This window comes from Bradyrhizobium sp. 134 (assembly GCF_023074155.1).
In the GTDB taxonomy this organism is placed as follows: Bacteria; Pseudomonadota; Alphaproteobacteria; order Rhizobiales; family Xanthobacteraceae; genus Bradyrhizobium.
The window spans coordinates 696,053-714,349 of sequence record NZ_JADPKX010000053.1; the positions used below are offsets into that span (position 1 = coordinate 696,053).

Below are 18,297 nucleotides of genomic sequence, written 5' to 3' on the forward strand. Positions count from 1 at the left end.
CAACTTGCGCAGTTTCCGTCACCGGAGATGCTGATGAGTCGTGCCTGTCGAGGGGCTTCTCATGAACGTGCGGGCATTTGTTATCGCGACCTGTATCGGCACGGCATTCTTCGCGGCCGGATACGTATGGAACTATCAGCCCGAGATCATCAACGCAAACGAGATATGGAGCATGTTCGAATCGGAGCATGGCAAGGCGCGGGCTGCCGTGTTGCGCGTCCTCGTTGCGCCGAATTCAGCTCACTTCAACGGCCTGCGAACGATCGATACGGACCAGGCAAAATACGTATGCGGCTCCGTAAAGGCGATGGACAAGGAGAGGCAGTATGTCGAGGCCGCATTCGTTTACAGCGTCGCGATCGATTTTGCCCGTATCGACGACGACGGCCGGATGACGTCGCAGCGCTCTCCTTACAAGCCCTGCCCAGGCGCGGCCGACGACAAAATTGCCGACCAGAACACGCTGATATCGCCAGGCGCGCTGTCGATGATCAAGACCGTCGAAAAAATCATCCCCAAGTCCAGCGGCGGAACGATGGAACAACAGCTTGGCCAGCTCGCCGGACAGACAGCGGCGGTCGCGCCAGGTTCGGCGGTCCCGCGGAGATCGGCCGGCTCATCGGGTTCGGCAGCCTCAGCAGGGGCAGGATGGGCGCCAGCCGCGCAGCATTCAGGTTCGGGCGTGGAGGCACGACAAGCAGATGAACTGACGTGGCGTGTCGACCAGCCGCCGGCCGCATGGCCGAATTTTCCCTCGGACCACCCGCTGGCGAAATCGGCGCAGAGGCGGACGAGCGCCGAGGCCCTGGCTTTTGCAAGAGACGTCGAGGCTCGCTGGGTAGACGCCAAATCGTCCGGAGTTCCGGCCAAGCGTCCTTCGCCCGAGGAGATCAAGGAAGCATGCCGCGCGCTACTTGCGATCGATCCCACGGACAAGAATTATACGCGGGCCTGGGCCGCCTTTGTGCGGCTGCGCAAAATCGATCGCGACGCTGTTGGTTGAACTGGCGGGGATCTGTCCTAACGCTTCGCCATCAACTCGAGCGCCGGGGCAAAGCGCTCGGAAAACGTCAACGTCTTGGCATGGTGTACTGCGGCAAACGATGCCGATATCCCGGCTGAAGCGACCACGAGCAGGGCAACGGCGAAAACCAGACGGCGCATTTCGGCCTCCTGTGTGAGCTCGACAATCCTACAGATGGCACGGCTTTGTTTCAGCACCGCTTCGCGAGGACGGAAGATGGTTTCGCTCAAGAGGCTGTGATCAGATCCGGTTTGCGGGGCCGCATGCCGCACTGACGTGAGCGTTGCGCCTAATCATCGTCAGCCGGACCGCACCAGCCAGGCAGATAGATCGCATCCTTGCTCTTGGCTGAGGACATCGCCTTTTCGAGCGCCTTGTCAAAATTGGCGTCCACAGCCTTGCGCGACAGCTTTCGGCGCAGATAATCGGCCCACAGGAATTCGGAGAACGGCGTGGTGTCCTTGGCGAAGCCGCCCATGCGGCGCAGCTCGCCGGCAAGGCTCCGGAAGGGATCGTCCTTGAGAGCGACGACGGATTTGGGCAAATCGCGGAACGGGCGCCGTTCGCCCTTGGCGTCGTAAGGGTAAACCCAGCGCTTGTTGTCCATCACGCCCCAGAACGCTTCGCGCTCCACCATCCTGAGGTCGCCGACGATGGTGACCAGCACCTCCTTGACGCCCTCGTCGTGCAGAGCGCGACCGAGATGATGATGGTCAATCACGTAATAGCGCTCGTCGGGGCCATGCACGACGGGAATCATATGCTTGCCGAGCAGATCGGCCTGCTTTTTCTTGTCGTGCTCGCGCCAGCGCTTGCGCTTCTCCTTGACCTCGCGCATCCCGACCGTCATTTGCGTCGGCCGCAGCGACAGGATCGACACCGGATGCACTCTCGGTTCGCGCGTATTGGTCATGGTTGGAGAGCCCTTCACATGGTTGCAGCTGCGTGATCAGGTTCCCTGGACTATGCCATGGGCATTGCGCCGGCAATGCATTCGGCTGGGCGGAGATTATTGCATTGCACCCTCTGCAGGCCCGGAACGACCACGGTTCCACGGTCCTTCGTTCGCAACCCTGCCAGATAGTGCGAACGCGCAATGCACGTGCGCGTTGAGAAGATTTTCTGCAACGTGTTCACCACGTATGCTATCTAAAAATCGCTGCTTCGGAGTGATCCCTGCACCATGACAACCCAGCGGCCCATAAGCTCGGATGACGAGCACCGGGTGCTCCAGTTCAGGCCGCGCACCACGCCTTCCCCGACGGGCTACCGCGGCAACGCTAGCGTGCAGCAGTTGCGCGTCGCGCCCGAGCCGCTCGACCTGTCGCGCTACGAGCAGCCCCGCACTGAACCGGACGATTTCCGCCATCGCATGCTCGCGAATATCGCGGCGCTGGCCTTCACCATCGCACTGACCGCGATCGGGATCTGGCTCGCGGTGAGCATCGCCGACCTGCGCCGGACCCAGGATTGCGTGCTGATGGGCCGCCGCGACTGCGTCAAGATCACGACGCCGCACATCTAAGGCAAGACGTCTGGCGAGGCCCGCCGACGGTCCTTCGGCCGAAGCGGCTCAGCCGGGGCGTCCCCAGCCCTGTCCCCACACCCGCCGGCTCCATTGAACTCAGGGCGGCGCTCCGATATACGGGCTTTCGACCCGGCCAGAGGGGGGTTGAGGGCGTCATCGGGGCGCGACGCCCACCCACCGTTCCACTCTGGAAAATCTGACAAACATCTGCAATATATCAAAGGCTTAGTGATGTCCTCCACATTCGATCAGGTCGCTACGATCATCGCTGAAACCTGCGACATCCCGCGCGACACGATCACGCCGGATAGCCATGCCATCGATGACCTCGGCATCGACAGCCTCGATTTCCTGGACATCGCGTTCGCGATCGACAAGCAGTTCGGTATCAAGCTGCCGCTGGAAAAGTGGACCCAAGAGGTCAACGACGGCAAAGCCACCACCGAGCAGTATTTCGTGCTGAAAAACCTGTGCGCCCGCATCGACGAACTGGTTGCGGCCAAGGGCGCGAGCGCCTAAGCGCGCGGTCATGCAACTCGAATACTTCCACATGATAGATCGCGTCGTCGACCTCAACCTCGACGCGAAGACGATTGTCGTCGAGGCTCAGGTCCCGATGGAGAGCACCATCTTCGAGGGGCACTTCCCGGGCTATCCCCTGATGCCCGGCGTGCTCCTGATCGAATCGATGGCGCAGGCCTCTGGCTGGCTTCAGCTTGGCGTGCTCAAATTCGAGCGCATGCCGATCCTGGCTGCCGTCAAGGAGGCCAAGGTCCGCGGCTCGGTTTTCCCCGGCGATCTCATGAGCATCGAGGCGAGCCTGGCCCATCAGGGCTCGGGCTACGCCGTGACCGAAGCCAAGATCAAGGTCGGCGGCAAGCTGCGCGCGAATTCGACGCTGACCTTCACGCAGATTCCCTTTCCCCATGCGGAAATGCGCGCCCACATGGACGCGGTCGCCAAACGCGTCGGCTTTCCGCAACAGGCCGTATCGCCATGACCGAGACTGCTTCGAAGCCCGCCCAGACGGAAGTCTGGATCACCGGCATTGGCCTGGCCACCTCGCTCGGCGAGGGCCTGGACGCCAACTGGGCCGCGCTTCAGGAGAAGCGCATCAATGTCGACGAGAAGGGCTTTGCGCCCTACATCGTGCACCCCCTGACGCCGGTTACCTTCGACAGCCAAATCCCGAAGAAGGGCGACCAGCGCCAGATGGAAGCCTGGCAGCGCATCGGCACCTATGCGGCCGGGCTTGCGCTCGACTCCGCCGGGATCAAGGGCAACAAGGATATCCTGTCGAAGATCGACATGGTCGTCGCCGCCGGCGGCGGCGAGCGCGATCTCAACGTCGACACCGGCGTGCTCACGGCCGAGGCCAAGGGTGCCAACGCGCCCGGCTTCCTCAACGAGCGGCTGATGAGCGATCTCAGGCCGACGCTGTTCCTGGCCCAGCTCTCCAACCTGCTCGCCGGCAACATCGCCATCGTGCATGGCATTGGCGGCACCTCGCGCACCTTCATGGGTGAAGAGGTTGCCGGCGCCGATGCCGCCCGCATTGCATTGTCGCGCATCGCCTCGGGCGAGAGCGACATCGCGCTGATCGGCGGCTCGCACAATGGCGAGCGCAAGGACCTGATGGTCCTCTACGAATTCGGCGACTTCAATCTCAAGGACAAGTTCGCACCCGTGTGGGCGCGCGAGGACAACGCCGGCTTCGCGCTCGGCTCGGCTGGCGCGTTTCTGGTGCTGGAGTCCAAGGCGCATGCGGAAGCGCGCGGTGCCAAGCCGTTCGCGAAGCTGTCGAGCGTCGTTGCCGACCTCGCCCGGCGCAAGACCCCCGGCGACATGGCCGCGACGCTGGAGAAGCTTTGGGCAAAGTTGCCGAAGCGCGACGGCAAGGGCGCGATCATATCCGGTGCGACCGGCGCTGAGCCGGCGACATCAGAAGAGCGCGGCTTCCTGAAGGGCCACGCCGAGTTCCCGGTGCGCTCGACCGGCACGATGTTCGGCCATACGATGGAGACGCAATTCCCGCTCGGCATCGCGCTCGCCGCGCTGTCGATCTCTCGCGGCGCGCTGTTTCCGCCGAACGATTCCACGGGCACCGAGATTGAAATGCAGGGAGCGCCCACCCAGATTGTGGTGGTGGGGGCCGGACACTGGCGCGGCGAAGGCATGGCGCTGGTCGAGGCAGTAAGCTAGAGCGCGTTGCGCTTTGGCAGGTTATTGTTTGGGCATGATCTTCTCGGAAAATCGCGTCACGCTTTTTCGAATCATGCTCCAGCTCAAGCGGGGATCGACATGACTGCACCACGCGACAAACTCGGGCGCCCCGTCGTCGTCGTCACCGGCATGGGCATCATGACCTCGCTCGGCAACGGCAAGACCGACAATTGGGCGAAGCTCGTCGCCGGCGAATCCGGCATCCGCACCATCACGCGCTTTCCAGTCGACGGCCTGAAAACCACGATGGCCGGCACGGTGGATTTCGTCAGCGTCGATCCGTTCTCCTCCACCGGCCTGTCCGAGCGGATGGCCGAACTGGTGACGCAGGAAGCGCTGGACCAGGCCGGCATCGGCGCCAAGGCGGATTTCCCGGGTCCTCTCTTCCTTGCGGTCGCACCTGTCGAAGTCGAATGGCCGCAGCGCCGCGAGCTCGGGCGCGCCGTCGGTAAGCTCGACTTCAATTACGACGATCTACTGCGCATCTCCGGTGGCGGCAAGTACAGCGCCTATCACCACCGCTTCATGTTCGGTTCGGTCGCGGCCTACCTCGCCGAGACCTTCGGCACCAAGGGCTCGCCGATCTCGTTGTCGACGGCCTGCGCCTCGGGCGCGACCTCGATCCAGCTCGGTGTCGAGGCGATCCGCCGCGGCGAAACCGATGCCGCGCTGTGCGTGGCGACCGACGGCACCGTAAATCCGGAGGCGCTGGTGCGCTTCTCGCTGCTCTCGGCGCTGTCGACCCAGAACGATCCGCCGCAGGCAGCCTCCCGTCCCTTCTCCAAGAACCGCGACGGTTTTGTCATGGCCGAAGGCGCAGGTGCGCTGGTGCTCGAAAGCTACGAAGCCGCCACTGCGCGCGGCGCAAAAATCCTCGGCGTGATCGCCGGCTGCGGCGAGCTCACCGATTCCTTCCATCGCACCCGCTCCTCGCCCGACGGCAAGCCGATCATCGGCTGCATGAACAAGACGCTGGCCGATGCCGGCATGACGCCGGACCAGATCGACCACATCAACGCGCACGGCACCGCCACGCCCGAGAACGACAAGATGGAGTACAATACGACATCGGCCGTGTTCGGCGATCTCGTCTCGAAGATTCCGGTCACCTCCAACAAGTCGATGGTCGGCCACACGATCTCGGCCGCCGGCGCGGTCGAGGCAATCTTCTCGCTGCTCACGCTCGAACATCAGCGCATCCCGCCGACGATCAACTACGACAATCCGGATCCCACGATCCTGTTCGACGTCGTCGGCAACAAGGCACGCGATGCCCGCGTCACCGCTGTCATGTCGAATTCGTTCGGCTTCGGCGGCCAGAACGCCTCGCTGATCCTGACCCGCGAACCGGCCTGACCGGACGCATGGCGCTGCTTCCTGCGAGGACGAAGGCCCGCGCGCGGGAGACTGCCAAGTCGATCGGTGGAGGCCTGATCGGCGCTGCCACCGTCGGCATGTTGCGCACCACGCGTTATTTCGATCCGGCCAAGACCTCGGACTTTTTCGCACGCGTCACCAGGCTGATCGGGCCCCGCCTTCGTGAGCACCGCATCGGCCGTGCCAACCTCGCCGCCGCCTTTCCGGACAAGTCGCCCGAGGAGATCGAATCCATCCTGATGGGCGTCTGGGACAATCTCGGTCGCGTCGGCGCCGAATTCGCCCATATGGACCACGTCTGGGATTACGACCGCGAGCATCCGGAAAACAGTCGGATCGACCTGCCCAGCCGCAGCATCGAGCTGTTCGACCGGATCCGCGACGACGGCAAGCCGGCGCTGATCTTCGCCGCGCATCTCGCCAATTGGGAATTGCCGGCGCTCGCCGCGGTCGCGCATGGGCTGGATGCGGCGATCCTCTACCGCCGCCCCAATATCGCCTCCGCCGACCGCATCATCCAGGAGATGCGCCAGGTCAACATGGGCACGCTGATCCCCGCGGGCCGCGACGCGCCGCTGCGGCTCGCGCAGGCGCTCAAGGACGGCAAGCACGTCGCGATGCTGATCGACCAGTATCTGACCGGCGGCGTCGAGGTCACCTTCTTCGGCCGCAAGACCCGCGCCAATCCGATGCTGGCACGCCTGTTGCGCCAGGTCGAATGCCCGATCCACGGCGTCCGCGTCATCCGCCTGCCCGGCGGCCGCTTCACCGCCGAGATCACCGAAGAGGTCCAGCCGGTGCGCGACGCCGACGGCAAGATCGACATCCAGGGCACCACCCAAGCGATCACGAGCGTGGTGGAAGGCTGGGTCCGCGAGCATCCCGAGCAGTGGCTGTGGCTGCACCGCAGGTGGCGGTAATCTTGTTCCGTCATTGCGAGCTACTTGTCCGCCGTAGCTCGAAGAGCGAAGGCGGAAGCGAAGCAATCCAGAATCCTTCCCGCGGAAAGACTCTGATTGGTTCGTCACTCGCAATGACGGGCGCGATTACCTTCCCGTCTTCACCTTGGTCCACAGCCGATTGATGACCCGCTGGGTCGCCGGCTCACGCGCCGTGATGACGAACAGCTTTGCGAGCATCGCCTCGTCCGGATAGATGTTCTTGTCGTTCAGAATTTTCGGGTCGACCAGCTTCTGGCTGGCGAGGTTGCCGTTGGCGTAGGACAGGAAGTCCGTATTCTTGGCGGCCACGTCCGGACGGTAGAGATAGTTGATCAGCTCGTAGGCTTCCTTGACGTTCCTGGCATCCGCAGGGATTGCGAGATTGTCGAAGAACATCTGCGCGCCCTCCTTCGGGATGGCGTAGCCGATCTCGATGCTACTCTTGCCTTCGGCAGCGCGGGCGCGGGCCTGCATGATGTCGCCGGACCAGCCGACCACGAAACAGATCTCGCCGGTGGCGAGCGCGCTTAGATATTCGGACGAATGAAACTTGCGCACGGCAGGCCGCACCTTGGCCACGACATCGGCGGCCTTGTCGAGGTCGGCCTGCTTGGTCGAGTTCGGATCGAGCCCGAGATAGTTCAACGCCGCCGGGAAGATGTCGTCGGCGGAATCCAGCATGTGGACGCCGCAGTCTTTGAATTTCGCGAGATTCTCCGGCTTGAACACGATGTCCCAGCTGTCGATCTTCGCATCCGCTCCGAGAATCTGCTTCAGCTTGGCGACGTTGTAGCCGATGCCCGTCGTGCCCCACATGTAATTGACGGCGTAGACATTGCCGGGGTCGTAGATCGCGAGACGTTCGGTCACCACCGGCCAGGCATTGGCCAGGTTCGGCAGCTTCGACTTGTCGAGCTTCTGGAAGATGTTGGCCTTGATCTGGCGCTGAAGGAAATAGGCCGTCGGCACCACGACGTCATAGCCGGACTTGCCGGCCATCAGGCGCGTCTCCAGCGTCTCGTTGGCGTCAAACGTGTCGTAGACCACCTTGATACCGGTCTCCCTGGTGAAGGCCTCGAGGACGTCGGGCGCCACGTAGTTCGACCAGTTGTAGAAGTTGACGACCCGCTCCTCGGCCCCGGCGGGAGCGGAGAGCAACGTCAGCGCGGCGGCGATCGCGAGGCCAAAACCAAAGCGGCTGACGATCGTCATCTGCTACCTCTTGCGCCCGCGCACCGCGTCCGACAGCCGCTCCAGCGCGGTGTCGAGCGTCTCGTCCTTCTTGGCAAAGCAGAAGCGCACCACCGAGGTCACAGGGTCCTGCTCGTAGAAGGCCGACACCGGGATTGCCGCGACCTTGTAGTCCTTCACGATCCGCCAGCAGAACTCGGTGTCGCTCTCGTTCAGCCCGAGCGGGGACAGGTCGACGGTGAGGAAGTAGGTTCCCTGCGACTTCAGCACCGGGAAGCCGAGGCTCTCCAGTCCCTTGGCAAGGCGGTCCCTGCTCCGCGCCAGGTCCTTGCGCATCGACAGGAAATACTCGTCCGGCTTGCCGAGCCCGTAAGCGACGGCGGCCTGGAGGTTCGGCGCGGTGGTGAAGGTCAGGAACTGGTGCACCTTGGCGGCAACGCGCAGCAGCGGCGGCGCCGCGCAGACGAAGCCGATCTTCCAGCCCGTCAACGAGAAGATCTTGCCGGCCGAGCCGACCTTGATGGTGCGGTCGCGCATGCCCGGGATGGTGATCAGCGGGATATGCTTGTGCTCGTCGAAGGTGACGTGCTCCCAGACCTCGTCGCAGATCGCGATGACGTCGAACTCCTGGCAGTAGCGCGCCAAAAGCTCGAGGTCCTCGCGCGGAAACACCATCGCGGACGGATTCAGGGGATTGTTGAAGAGCACCGCCTTGGTCTTTGAATTGAAGACGCTTTTCAGCATGTCCTCATTCAGCCGCCAATGCGGCGGCTCGAGCCGGACCAGGCGCGGAATGCCGCCGGCCTGGCGGATGATCGGCAGGTAGGAATCGTACACCGGCTGGAAGCACACCACCTCGTCACCGGGCTGGACGACGGCGAGGATGGCCGAGGTCAGGGCCTCGGTGCCGCCGGAGGTCACCATCACCTCGCTCATCGGATCGAGCTCGAGGCCATGCCAGTGGCCGTAATGGGTCGCGATCGCCTGGCGCAGCTCCGGCAGGCCCATCATCGACGGATACTGATTGTAGCCGTTCAGCGAGGCCTCGGCCGCGGCGCGGCGGATGTCTTCGGGGCCGGGATCGTCGGGAAAGCCCTGGCCGAGATTGATGGCGGCATTGTCGCGCGCGGCCTGCGACATCGCCTCGAAGATGGTGACGGGAAGGTCCGCGAAGACCTTGTTGAGGGACGAGCTCTTGGACATCGGCGGGGTCAGCCGCCGACCTTGCTGGGAAGACCCGCCGCCTTCCAGCCCAGCATGCCGCCAGCCAGATGCTTGTCGTAGGGCAGGCCCGCGGCCTGCGCCGCCAGCGAGGCCGTCACCGACCGCTTGCCCGAGCGGCAGGCGAACACGACCTCCTTGCCGGCGGGATCGGGGATCGCCTTAGGATCGAAGGTCGAGAGCGGCACGACCACGCCGTAGGGATAAGCCTCGGCCTCGACCTCGTTCGGCTCGCGCACGTCGACGAGGAGATAGCGCCCTTCCGCGACACCCTTGGAGACCTCGTCCGGGGTCAGATCCTGTACTTGATTTGCCACATCATCCTCCAACGTCGCGGGCCGCTGCCGGGGCGATCCCGGCGGCCGGCAACCTCGCCTCTCGGCCGGTGAAAATCAAGCGCTACAAAGGCTTGAGCTGCCTTGCGCAAGTTAAGGCTAAATCGCAGCGACTTGAAGCGCGACCTTCCAACGGAGGATCAGATCGTCACTTTAGATGGTGACCTGGGTGCCGACCTCGACGACGCGGCCGGAGGGGATCTGGAAATAGTCGGTGGCGTCGTTGGCGGAACGGCTGAGCGAGATGAACAGCCGGTCCTGCCAGCGCGGCATGCCGGAATGGGCGGCCGGTTTGAGCGCCCTCCGCGACAGGAAGAACGAGGTCGACATGATGTCGAACTGCCAGCCGAGCTTGCGGGCGATCGCCAGCGCCTTCGGCACGTTGGGCGATTCCATGAAGCCGAACTTCAGCGTCACCTTGGAGAAGGTCGGCGAGATTTGTTCCAGCTTCACCCGCTCGGCCGGATCGATGCGCGGGGTCTGTGCGGTCTCGATCGTGAGAATGACGTTCTTCTCGTGCAGCACCTTGTAGTGCTTCAGACTATGCATCAGCGCGGTCGGCGCGCTGACGGGATCGCTGGTCAGGAACACCGCGGTGCCGGGCACGCGCTGCGGCGGCCGCTTCTCCAGCATCGCCACGAGGTCGGCGAGCGGGAATTCGAGCTTGCGCGACTTCTCGAACAGCAGCCGGCTGCCGCGCCGCCACGTGTACATCAGCATCATCATGACTGCGCCGAGCGCCAGGGGCACCCAGCCGCCCTCAAACACCTTCAGCAGATTGGCGGCGAGAAAAGTCAGATCGAGGAACAGGAACGGCGCGATCAGGGCGGCGGCCGTGAACGGCGACCATTTCCAGACCTTCCAGATCACCACAAAACCCATCATCGCCGTGACCACCATGGTTCCGGTGACGGAGATGCCGTAGGCCGAGGCTAGCGCGGTGGAAGAGCGGAACAGCAGCACCAGCAGGACCACCGCCACCAGCAGGAGCTGGTTGATGCGCGGGATGAAGATCTGGCCCGAATGGGCTTCAGAGGTATGGCGAATTTCAAAACGCGGCAACAGACCGAGCTGGATCGCCTGACGCGTCAGCGAATACGCACCGGTGATGACCGCCTGGCTCGCGATGACTGTTGCGGCGGTCGCCAGCACGACCATGCAGCCGCGGAAAAAACCTTGCGGGAAGAGCTGAAAGAACGGGCTGACGATCGCGCCGGGATCGCCGAGCACGAGGGCGCCCTGCCCCAGATAGTTCAATGCCAGCGACGGCACCACAATGAACAGCCAGGCGGTCTGGATCGGCCGCTTGCCGAAATGGCCGAGGTCGGCATAGAGCGCCTCGGCACCGGTGACCGCCAGAAACACCGCGCCGAGCGTCACGAACCCGATGATGCCATGGTGGATCATGAAGGACACGGCGTAGAGCGGGTTCAGCGCCAACAGTACCTGTGGCTGCTGGATGATCGGGTGGATCGCCGCGATCGCGATCACGGCGAACCAGACGCACATGATCGGGCCGAAGAAGGCGGCGACGCGAGCGGTGCCACGGGACTGCACGGCAAACAGACCGACCAGGATGATCACGGTCAGCGGTACGATGTAGGGCTCGAAGTGCAGGGTGACGTCCTTCATGCCTTCGATCGCCGACAGCACCGAGAGCGCCGGCGTGATCACGGCGTCGCCGTAGAACAGGGCGCCGGAAATGATGCCGAGCAGGACGATGGTTGTTCCGCGGGTGCCGACTGCGCGCTGGGCCAGGGCCATCAGCGCCAGCGTGCCGCCCTCGCCGTTGTTGTCGGCGCGAAGCAGGATCACGACGTATTTGAGCGTCACCACGATGATGAGCGCCCACAGGATCAGGGAGAGCACGCCGAGCAGGGCCGCCGGCGTCGGCAGCCCCTCCGCGCCAGAAGCCGCCATGACCGCCTCGCGGAACGCGTAGAGCGGGCTGGTGCCGATGTCGCCGTAGACGACGCCGATGCTGCCGAGTGTCAGCGCACCGAAACCGGCGGTGGTGTGGGCATCGCCATGCCCATTGGCCGCCGCCGTTTCCGGGGCGGAAATCGCTACGTCACTTGTCATGGGAGAGCCTGATGGCCTCTGAAAATGCTTCACTGCACAACGGCAGAAGGGCGCGCGGCTTATAGGCCTGCGCTACCGGCATAGCCTAGCCCGATTTTGGGGCCTAGACATGCAGTTTTGCATGCCTTCGCCATCGCGGCTTAGATGGTGACCTGGGTTCCGACTTCAACCACCCGCCCGGTGGGAATCTGGAAATAGTCGGTGGCGTCGTTGGCGGACCGGCTCAGCGCGATGAACAAATGATCCTGCCAAAGCGGCATGCCGGACTGCGCCGACGCCTTCAGCGAGCGCCGCGACACGAAGAACGAGGTCGACATGATGTCGAACTGCCAGCCCTGCTTGCGCGCGATCGCGAGCGCCTTGGGCACGTTTGGCTGCTCCATGTAACCGAAGCGCAGGCGGACCTTGAAGAACTTGTCGCTGATCTTCTCCATCCGGAAACGCTCCGACAGATCGACCCGCGGCGTATGCGCGGTCTCGATGGTCAGGACCACGTTGTGCTCGTGCAGCACCTTGTTGTGCTTGAGATTGTGCAGCAGCGCGGTCGGCACGAAGGACGGATCGCTGGTCAGGAACACCGCGGTGCCCTTGACGATGTGCGGCGGCCGCTTCTCCAGGCTCCGGATCAGATCGTCCAGCGGCACCTCGATGCGGCGCGTTTTCTGGATCAGGATCCCGGACCCTCGTCGCCAGGTCCAGATTGTCCCGGCCATGATCACGCCGAACAGCAGCGGCACCCAGGCGCCTTCGAGCAGCTTCAGAAGATTCGCGCTGAAGAAGCTGATGTCGACCACGACGAAGGGCAGGATCACCGCTGCTGCCGTCGCCGCGCGCCAGTTCCACAATTTCCAGATCACGATGAAGCCCATGATGCCGTCAGCAACCATGGTGGTGGAGACCGCAATACCGTAGGCCGAAGCCAGATTGGTGGGGGTGTGGAACAACAGCACCAGCAGCATCACACCGATCAGCAGCAGCCGGTTTACACGCGGCAGATAGATCTGGCCGGCATGAGTTTCCGAGGTGAAGCGCACCTCGAAGCGCGGCAGGAGGCCGAGCTGCACTGCCTGATAGACCAGCGAATAGGCCCCTGTGATCACCGCCTGGCTCGCGATCACGGTCGCCGCGGTCGCAAGTCCGACCAGCGGCAGCACGAAATGTTCGGGCACCATACGATAGAAGGAGTGTTCGATCGCGCTGGGATCCGACAGCACCAGTGCGCCCTGCCCGAAATAGTTGATCAGGAGCGCAGGGAGCACGAAGAACATCCAGGCTGACTGGATCGGCTTGCGGCCGAAATGGCCGAGGTCTGCGTAGAGCGCCTCGCCGCCGGTCACCGCGAGGAACACCGCGCCCAGTGTCACCAAGCCGATCGTGCCGTGCGACAGCAGGAATTCCAGCGCGTAATAGGGATTGATTGCTGCCAGCACCGACGGATCGTCGGCGATGTGAACGGCGCCCAACACGGCAAGGACGGTGAACCAGACGACCATCACCGGCCCGAAAGCCGAGGCGACCAGCGCCGTCCCCTTGCTCTGGACCGCGAACAGCAGCGCCAGGATGAGAACGGTCAGGGGAACGACGTAGTGCTCGAAGGCAGGTGTTGCGAGCTTCAGACCCTCGACCGCCGACAGCACCGAGATCGCCGGCGTGATCATGGAATCGCCGATGAACATGGAGGCGCCTACCACGCCAAGCGCCGTCAGGAACCAGCTCCGCCGCCCGAGCGCGCGCTGACCGAGCGCCATGAGGGAAAGCGTGCCGCCCTCCCCGTTGTTGTCGGCGCGCAGCAGCAGCAGAACGTATTTGGCGGTGACGACGATCAGCAGCGCCCAGAGGATCAACGAGAGCACGCCGAGCACCATGACCCGCGAGACCGGCTGACCGTGGGCCGCGCCCCTGACCGCCTCGTGGAATGCGTAGAGCGGCGACGTGCCGATGTCGCCGAAGACGACGCCGATGCTCCCGAGCGTCAGGCCCCAGAAACCCGAGCTGACCGGTCCGTCCGGAGCTTCGGTCGATGTGATGCTCGCCGTCATATGAAACTGGAACGCTTTTGCCCGAGAATTGATCCGGCGCCTTTTGACGGTTCCGGCGCCCCTGTCAATCGGCACATCACCATAGCAGGCGCCGGGGCAGATGCTGTGACGGCGCAGCAACGGTCGTCGCCCACGCGACGACATGCCTCAGGTAAGACGGTGGCACAAGAGCCCTGAGCCTTTCCGTCCCCGATCGAAGGGGAATTGGCTCTACATCCTTGTTTTGTCGCGCTTTCTTCGCGCGAAACAGGGCTCGCTTCGCTCGAATGCGCCCTACGGCTTCAGATTCGGTGGCAGCGGCGGATCTTCGCGCATCAGGGTGATGGTCACCCGCCGGTTGGCCGCGAGCGAGGGATCGTCCGGAAACAGCGGCTGGGTATCCGCCTTGCCGGCGACGGCGAAGACATGGGCGGCCGGCAGGCCCTCGCGTTCGAGGATCTGACGCACGGCATTGGCGCGGTCGGCCGACAGGTCGAAGGCGCCGTAGTCGCTGCGGGTCGGCACGAATCCAGCCGCGGTGTGGCCGGCGATGGAGACGCGCAGCGGCGTCGCCTTGAGCGGGACAGCGAGCTTCTCGATCAGGCGACGGGTGCGGTCATAGGGCACCTTGGAGCCGTCGGCGAACATCGAGCGGCCGTCCTGGTCCACGATCTCGAGGTTGAGGCCCTGCTTGGTCTCCTCGAACATGATGTGCTTGGACATCTCGGTCAGTTCCGGCATGTCCTGCAATGCCTGGCGCAGCGAGGCCGCCGCCAGCGCAAAATTGCGGTCGACCTTGATCTTGGCGCCCGACGTGCGGTCCCGATCCTCCTGGTCCGGCGTCGGCGTGTTGGAGGAGTCCTCGGGCTGAATGTGATCGACGTTCTTCAGCCGAGGGCGGGTCGGCAGGCCGTCGGACTCGACGATACCGGAATAGCGCGCTTCGGTCTGGACACCGAAGGCGTCGCGCATGGAGCCTGCGACGACCTTGAGCTTGTTGGCATCCTGCGTCGAGAACGCGACGAGCATCACGAAGAAGCTCATCATCAGGCCCATCAGGTCGGCGAAGGTCACGAACCAGCCGTGACCGCCTCCGTGTGAATCGCCGCGCTTCTTCTTGGCCATGTCTCAAATCCCGACGCGCGGCCTCAGGCCGGCACCGGCTCGCCTTCGGCGTGGCGGTGCTTCTCGGGCAGGTAGGCCAGCAGCATTTCGCGGACCAGCGTCGGGCTCTTGGAGTCGCGGATCATCAGGATGCCGTCGATGATCAACGTGCGGTTGGTCTCTTCGTCCAGGAGCTTGCCATGCAGCTTGTCGGCGATCGGGGTACAGAACAGGTTGGCGACCAGCGCGCCGTAGAGAGTCGCGAGCAACGCGGTCGCCATGAACGGGCCGAGCTTTGAAGGGTCGGTCATGTTGGCGAACATCTGCACCATGCCGATCAGCGTGCCGACCATGCCGAAGGCCGGGGCGCAGTCGCCGATGGCGCGGTAGATCTTGCTGCCTTCGTCCAGATGCATCAAAAAATTATCGCGGTCGCGCTCGAGATTGTCGCGAATGAAATCAAGGTCGTAGCCGTCGGCGACGTAGCGGATGCCCTTGGCGAGGAACGGCTCGTCGGTCTCGACTTTTTCCAGCCCCACCGGGCCCTGCTTGCGGGCGATCTCGGCGATACGGGCGAGCTCGTCGACCAGATCGTGCGCCGACAGACGGCTCATCGTGAAGGCAAACTTGGCGCCGAGCGGCAGGCCGTGGATCAGCGTCGAGAGCGGAAAGCGGATCATGGTCGCGGCCGTCGAGCCGCCGAAGATGATGATCATCGCATGCTCGGAAACGAACATGTGGAGATCGCCGCCCAGCAGCATCATCGTCGCGATGACGACAATACCCGCCACGAGCCCGATGCTCGTCATGATATCCATGGGAGACTCCAACGCGAACGCAACAACGGCCGTCCTGGCCGATGGCGCGGCCCAACCCCGAACCGCATCGGAAACCCTAGTGAGCCGCGATTAAAGACGCGTAAAGGTTAAGTTGAGCCGGCGCGCCTGGCGGCCGCAGCGCGCTGAAAGGCACCGACTTTTGCCGAGTGCCGACAGGGATTTCAACATTTCGCTAACCATAGGGCGTTGCGCGTACCCCATCACCCAAGGCCGTGCGCGCGCGATCCCTTCGGCTGCGGCCCTGCGCCACATCGGGGGCGACCGATCAGTTGGTATTCTGGAGCGGGCCGGCTCCTCAGGGCGGAAGGCATCGCAATGGTGACGCTGTTCAGTCTTCTCACCGCGCTTCCCGCAGTGCTGGCGCTCCACATGCTCGAACCCGGGCTCGTCCTGCCGGCGTTCAGCGTGCTGCTCTTTGTGGAGGCGGCCCTGGCCGTGATCGCAGCACGCCTGATCCACATGCCGGACAATGCGGAAGATATCACCCTGTGGGATTTTGCCGGCGGCTTCACCTTGATCGGATGCGCTGCCGCGGTGCTCGGCGAGCCGGATCAGGCCGCCTTGTTCCTCACGGAACAGGGCAGCCTGCGAGCGGCGTCGCAACCGTAGATCATTGCGGTCCCGCCGTTAGTGGATCTCCGCTGAGCGCTTCAGCGCGGCCTTGAGCTTTTCCAGCGAGAAGTCGGGGCTGCGGGCGATCTCGAGGATCGGCGTCTCGCGACGGCCGCAGAGCTCGGCAGCCTCGGGCAGCTTTGCGGCGATATCGTGCGGGATCACGATGGCGCCGTGCTGGTCGGCATGGATCAAATCATCCGACTTGACGGTCATGCCGGCGACGCGCACTTCGCCGCCAAAGCTCTCGGCATGCACCCAGGCATGCGACGGGCCGATCGAGCCGGCCAGTGCCTGGAAGCCCGGTGCCCATTGCGGAATGTCGCGGATCGAACCGTCGGTAATGACGCCGAGGCAGCCGAGCGCCTTGTGCACGTTGCTCTGCACCTCGCCCCAGAACGCGCCGTAGCCGACGTCGGGACCGTCGATGTCCTGGATCACCGAGATGCGCGGACCGTGGCCAGTCCCGACATATTCGTAATAGTCGATGCGGCGCTTGGACTGCTCTTCCGGCGGTAGCGAATTTTTCAGCACCGAGCGGATCGCGACCGTGCGGGCATAGCCGACGATCGGGGGCAGATCGGGAAATGGGCAGACCAGTGGCTTGGTGGTGTAGCCGATTAGCCGGCGCTCGGGCGCCACGATCTCCATGGCATTGCAGATCGTCGGCGTGTCATAGCGGCCCAGCGCTTCGAGGACGGAAGCGGGCAGCGGCCCGGTCGCAGTATTCGTCACGGCGTTCTCTCCCAGATTGGCGGCCGCTGTTGGCGCGGTGCCGCCGGCACCGGGCGATATAGCCGAGATCGGGCCTCAACCCAACTCAGGGCGCCTCATGGCAGATATCCAAGTCTCGCTGTTCAGCGCCTTGCTGCTTGGCCGTTCAGTGCAGCCGGTCGGGCCGGTCGTCTTCGCGCGGCGGCTCCGACAGGTTTGCCAGCGTCGGCGCCGACGGCGGCGAAGAGACCTCACCTCCAGCCGGCGCGGTGGCTTCCATCGCGCGCGCCTGGTCGCGATAGGATTTGTAGCCGAGCGGCAAAGCGAGGAGATACAGCACCGTTCCGATGGACAGCACGTGCCAGGGATAGGCGATCAGGATCGCGATGAACACGACCACCGCGACGAACGCCGGCAGCACCAGTTCGGGCGGCACGCGCATGCGCTTGGTCTTGCCGGAGAACACCGGCAGGCGCGACACCATCAGGAAGGCGATCAGCAGCGTATACGCAGCCGTCACCGCCGCAGGCAGCCGGCCGAGATCGAGGAAAGCGACATAGATCGGCAGCAGCACCGTGATCGCGCCGGCCGGCGCCGGCACGCCGGTGAAGAAATTCGCGGCAAAGGCCGGCTTGTTGGGATCGTCCATGGTGGCATTGAAGCGCGCCAGGCGGAGGCCACCGGAGATCGCGAACACCATGGCGGCGATCCAGCCGGCATTGCCGAGCTCGTGCAGCTGCCAGAAATACAGCATCAGGCCGGGCGCCACGCCGAAATTGACGAAGTCGGCGAGGCTGTCGAGCTCGGCGCCGAACTTGGACTGCCCCTTGATCATGCGCGCGATGCGGCCGTCGATGCCGTCGAGTGCCGCCGCGAACACGATGGCGTAGACCGCGAGCGACATCCGCCCCTCGATCGAGAGCCGGATCGAGGTCAGGCCGGCGCAGATCGCCAGCAGCGTGATGACGTTGGGCACCAGCATGCGCACCGGGATCGGGCGGAACCGCCGGCGGCGCACATCAGGATCTTTGAAGTCATAGGGCGTCATGGCTCGTCCTCACCTTGGGGCGAGATATAGCAAGCCGCGT

At 64.1% G+C, this 18,297-nt stretch carries 19 protein-coding genes; 8 read left to right on the top strand and 11 right to left on the bottom strand.

Annotation, left to right across the window (positions count from 1 at the left end; translation table 11 throughout):
* Positions 1 to 61 precede the first annotated feature (61 nt).
* On the top strand, positions 62 to 1,003 hold the full coding sequence (locus tag IVA75_RS24220; RefSeq protein WP_247286655.1) for a hypothetical protein: 942 nt from the start codon (positions 62 to 64) through the stop codon (positions 1,001 to 1,003).
* Positions 1,004 to 1,020: 17 nt separating this feature from the next.
* On the opposite strand, the gene IVA75_RS24225 is transcribed toward IVA75_RS24220, so the two are convergent.
* Together IVA75_RS24225 and IVA75_RS24230 are read right to left on the bottom strand one after the other, a co-directional pair.
* Positions 1,021 to 1,254 (bottom strand): hypothetical protein, encoded by a 234-nt coding sequence (locus IVA75_RS24225; RefSeq protein ID WP_247286656.1) that lies wholly within the window; start codon positions 1,252 to 1,254, stop codon positions 1,021 to 1,023.
* Between the two features lie 59 nt (positions 1,255 to 1,313).
* Complete coding sequence (locus IVA75_RS24230) at positions 1,314 to 1,937, bottom strand: ParB-like protein (protein WP_027569451.1); 624 nt, start codon at positions 1,935 to 1,937, stop codon at positions 1,314 to 1,316.
* A 270-nt stretch (positions 1,938 to 2,207) separates the two neighbouring features.
* Between IVA75_RS24230 and IVA75_RS24235 the strand changes: the two genes are divergently transcribed.
* From IVA75_RS24235 to IVA75_RS24260, 6 genes are all read left to right on the top strand, one after another.
* Positions 2,208 to 2,549: a hypothetical protein gene (locus tag IVA75_RS24235; protein WP_247286657.1), complete on the top strand. Its 342-nt coding sequence runs from the start codon at positions 2,208 to 2,210 to the stop codon at positions 2,547 to 2,549.
* 234 nt (positions 2,550 to 2,783) lie between these two features.
* The gene (locus IVA75_RS24240) at positions 2,784 to 3,071 is read left to right on the top strand and encodes an acyl carrier protein (protein WP_007592476.1); all 288 of its coding nucleotides are present in this window, start codon (positions 2,784 to 2,786) and stop codon (positions 3,069 to 3,071) included.
* 10 nt (positions 3,072 to 3,081) lie between these two features.
* The gene (locus IVA75_RS24245; protein WP_247286659.1) at positions 3,082 to 3,552 is read left to right on the top strand and encodes a 3-hydroxyacyl-ACP dehydratase FabZ family protein; all 471 of its coding nucleotides are present in this window, start codon (positions 3,082 to 3,084) and stop codon (positions 3,550 to 3,552) included.
* A complete protein-coding gene (locus IVA75_RS24250) occupies positions 3,549 to 4,754 on the top strand; it encodes a beta-ketoacyl-ACP synthase (protein WP_247286660.1) in 1,206 nt (401 codons plus the stop codon). The genes IVA75_RS24245 and IVA75_RS24250 overlap by 4 nt, the downstream gene beginning before the upstream one ends.
* Positions 4,755 to 4,853: 99 nt before the next feature.
* Complete coding sequence (locus tag IVA75_RS24255) at positions 4,854 to 6,131, top strand: beta-ketoacyl-ACP synthase (protein ID WP_027569448.1); 1,278 nt, start codon at positions 4,854 to 4,856, stop codon at positions 6,129 to 6,131.
* Between the two features lie 8 nt (positions 6,132 to 6,139).
* Positions 6,140 to 7,072, top strand: coding sequence for a lipid A biosynthesis lauroyl acyltransferase (locus IVA75_RS24260; RefSeq protein ID WP_247286663.1), 933 nt, complete (start codon positions 6,140 to 6,142; stop codon positions 7,070 to 7,072).
* 126 nt (positions 7,073 to 7,198) lie between these two features.
* On the opposite strand, the gene IVA75_RS24265 is transcribed toward IVA75_RS24260, so the two are convergent.
* The 7 genes from IVA75_RS24265 to IVA75_RS24295 all read right to left on the bottom strand — a co-directional run bounded on the left by IVA75_RS24265 (position 7,199) and on the right by IVA75_RS24295 (position 15,862).
* Positions 7,199 to 8,305 carry a polyamine ABC transporter substrate-binding protein gene (locus tag IVA75_RS24265; RefSeq protein ID WP_247286665.1) on the bottom strand — a complete coding sequence of 369 codons (1,107 nt, stop codon included), beginning with the start codon at positions 8,303 to 8,305 and terminating at the stop codon, positions 7,199 to 7,201.
* Positions 8,306 to 8,308: 3 nt separating this feature from the next.
* Positions 8,309 to 9,487 carry an aminotransferase gene (locus tag IVA75_RS24270; protein ID WP_247286667.1) on the bottom strand — a complete coding sequence of 393 codons (1,179 nt, stop codon included), beginning with the start codon at positions 9,485 to 9,487 and terminating at the stop codon, positions 8,309 to 8,311.
* 8 nt (positions 9,488 to 9,495) lie between these two features.
* Entirely contained in the window at positions 9,496 to 9,822 is a 327-nt protein-coding gene (locus IVA75_RS24275) for a rhodanese-like domain-containing protein (RefSeq protein ID WP_015686918.1), read from the bottom strand.
* Positions 9,823 to 9,993: 171 nt separating this feature from the next.
* Positions 9,994 to 11,922: a potassium transporter Kup gene (locus IVA75_RS24280; RefSeq protein ID WP_247286670.1), complete on the bottom strand. Its 1,929-nt coding sequence runs from the start codon at positions 11,920 to 11,922 to the stop codon at positions 9,994 to 9,996.
* Positions 11,923 to 12,062: 140 nt separating this feature from the next.
* A complete protein-coding gene (locus IVA75_RS24285; RefSeq protein WP_027569443.1) occupies positions 12,063 to 13,961 on the bottom strand; it encodes a potassium transporter Kup in 1,899 nt (632 codons plus the stop codon).
* Positions 13,962 to 14,234: 273 nt separating this feature from the next.
* On the bottom strand, positions 14,235 to 15,065 hold the full coding sequence (locus IVA75_RS24290; RefSeq protein WP_007592497.1) for a flagellar motor protein MotB: 831 nt from the start codon (positions 15,063 to 15,065) through the stop codon (positions 14,235 to 14,237).
* A 23-nt stretch (positions 15,066 to 15,088) separates the two neighbouring features.
* On the bottom strand, positions 15,089 to 15,862 hold the full coding sequence (locus IVA75_RS24295) for a MotA/TolQ/ExbB proton channel family protein (RefSeq protein WP_018459340.1): 774 nt from the start codon (positions 15,860 to 15,862) through the stop codon (positions 15,089 to 15,091).
* 336 nt (positions 15,863 to 16,198) lie between these two features.
* Between IVA75_RS24295 and IVA75_RS24300 the strand changes: the two genes are divergently transcribed.
* A complete protein-coding gene (locus IVA75_RS24300; RefSeq protein WP_027569442.1) occupies positions 16,199 to 16,492 on the top strand; it encodes a hypothetical protein in 294 nt (97 codons plus the stop codon).
* A gap of 18 nt (positions 16,493 to 16,510) precedes the next feature.
* Here IVA75_RS24300 and IVA75_RS24305 read toward each other — a convergent pair whose 3' ends face one another.
* Positions 16,511 to 17,230 (bottom strand): RraA family protein, encoded by a 720-nt coding sequence (locus IVA75_RS24305; RefSeq protein ID WP_027569441.1) that lies wholly within the window; start codon positions 17,228 to 17,230, stop codon positions 16,511 to 16,513.
* 145 nt (positions 17,231 to 17,375) lie between these two features.
* Positions 17,376 to 18,257 carry a phosphatidylcholine/phosphatidylserine synthase gene (locus IVA75_RS24310; protein WP_018459344.1) on the bottom strand — a complete coding sequence of 294 codons (882 nt, stop codon included), beginning with the start codon at positions 18,255 to 18,257 and terminating at the stop codon, positions 17,376 to 17,378.
* Positions 18,258 to 18,297: the final 40 nt, after the last annotated feature.

What these genes read in the sequence shown, in the direction of transcription:
- IVA75_RS24220 (WP_247286655.1), top strand. Translation starts at nt 62, where the DNA reads ATGAACGTGCGGGCATTTGTTATCGCGACCTGTATCGGCACGGCATTC.
- IVA75_RS24230 (WP_027569451.1), bottom strand. Translation starts at nt 1,937, where the DNA reads ATGACCAATACGCGCGAACCGAGAGTGCATCCGGTGTCGATCCTGTCG.
- IVA75_RS24235 (WP_247286657.1), top strand. Translation starts at nt 2,208, where the DNA reads ATGACAACCCAGCGGCCCATAAGCTCGGATGACGAGCACCGGGTGCTC.
- IVA75_RS24240 (WP_007592476.1), top strand. Translation starts at nt 2,784, where the DNA reads ATGTCCTCCACATTCGATCAGGTCGCTACGATCATCGCTGAAACCTGC.
- IVA75_RS24245 (WP_247286659.1), top strand. Translation starts at nt 3,082, where the DNA reads ATGCAACTCGAATACTTCCACATGATAGATCGCGTCGTCGACCTCAAC.
- IVA75_RS24250 (WP_247286660.1), top strand. Translation starts at nt 3,549, where the DNA reads ATGACCGAGACTGCTTCGAAGCCCGCCCAGACGGAAGTCTGGATCACC.
- IVA75_RS24255 (WP_027569448.1), top strand. Translation starts at nt 4,854, where the DNA reads ATGACTGCACCACGCGACAAACTCGGGCGCCCCGTCGTCGTCGTCACC.
- IVA75_RS24260 (WP_247286663.1), top strand. Translation starts at nt 6,140, where the DNA reads ATGGCGCTGCTTCCTGCGAGGACGAAGGCCCGCGCGCGGGAGACTGCC.
- IVA75_RS24265 (WP_247286665.1), bottom strand. Translation starts at nt 8,305, where the DNA reads ATGACGATCGTCAGCCGCTTTGGTTTTGGCCTCGCGATCGCCGCCGCG.
- IVA75_RS24270 (WP_247286667.1), bottom strand. Translation starts at nt 9,487, where the DNA reads ATGTCCAAGAGCTCGTCCCTCAACAAGGTCTTCGCGGACCTTCCCGTC.
- IVA75_RS24280 (WP_247286670.1), bottom strand. Translation starts at nt 11,922, where the DNA reads ATGACAAGTGACGTAGCGATTTCCGCCCCGGAAACGGCGGCGGCCAAT.
- IVA75_RS24285 (WP_027569443.1), bottom strand. Translation starts at nt 13,961, where the DNA reads ATGACGGCGAGCATCACATCGACCGAAGCTCCGGACGGACCGGTCAGC.
- IVA75_RS24290 (WP_007592497.1), bottom strand. Translation starts at nt 15,065, where the DNA reads ATGGCCAAGAAGAAGCGCGGCGATTCACACGGAGGCGGTCACGGCTGG.
- IVA75_RS24295 (WP_018459340.1), bottom strand. Translation starts at nt 15,862, where the DNA reads ATGGATATCATGACGAGCATCGGGCTCGTGGCGGGTATTGTCGTCATC.
- IVA75_RS24300 (WP_027569442.1), top strand. Translation starts at nt 16,199, where the DNA reads ATGGTGACGCTGTTCAGTCTTCTCACCGCGCTTCCCGCAGTGCTGGCG.
- IVA75_RS24310 (WP_018459344.1), bottom strand. Translation starts at nt 18,257, where the DNA reads ATGACGCCCTATGACTTCAAAGATCCTGATGTGCGCCGCCGGCGGTTC.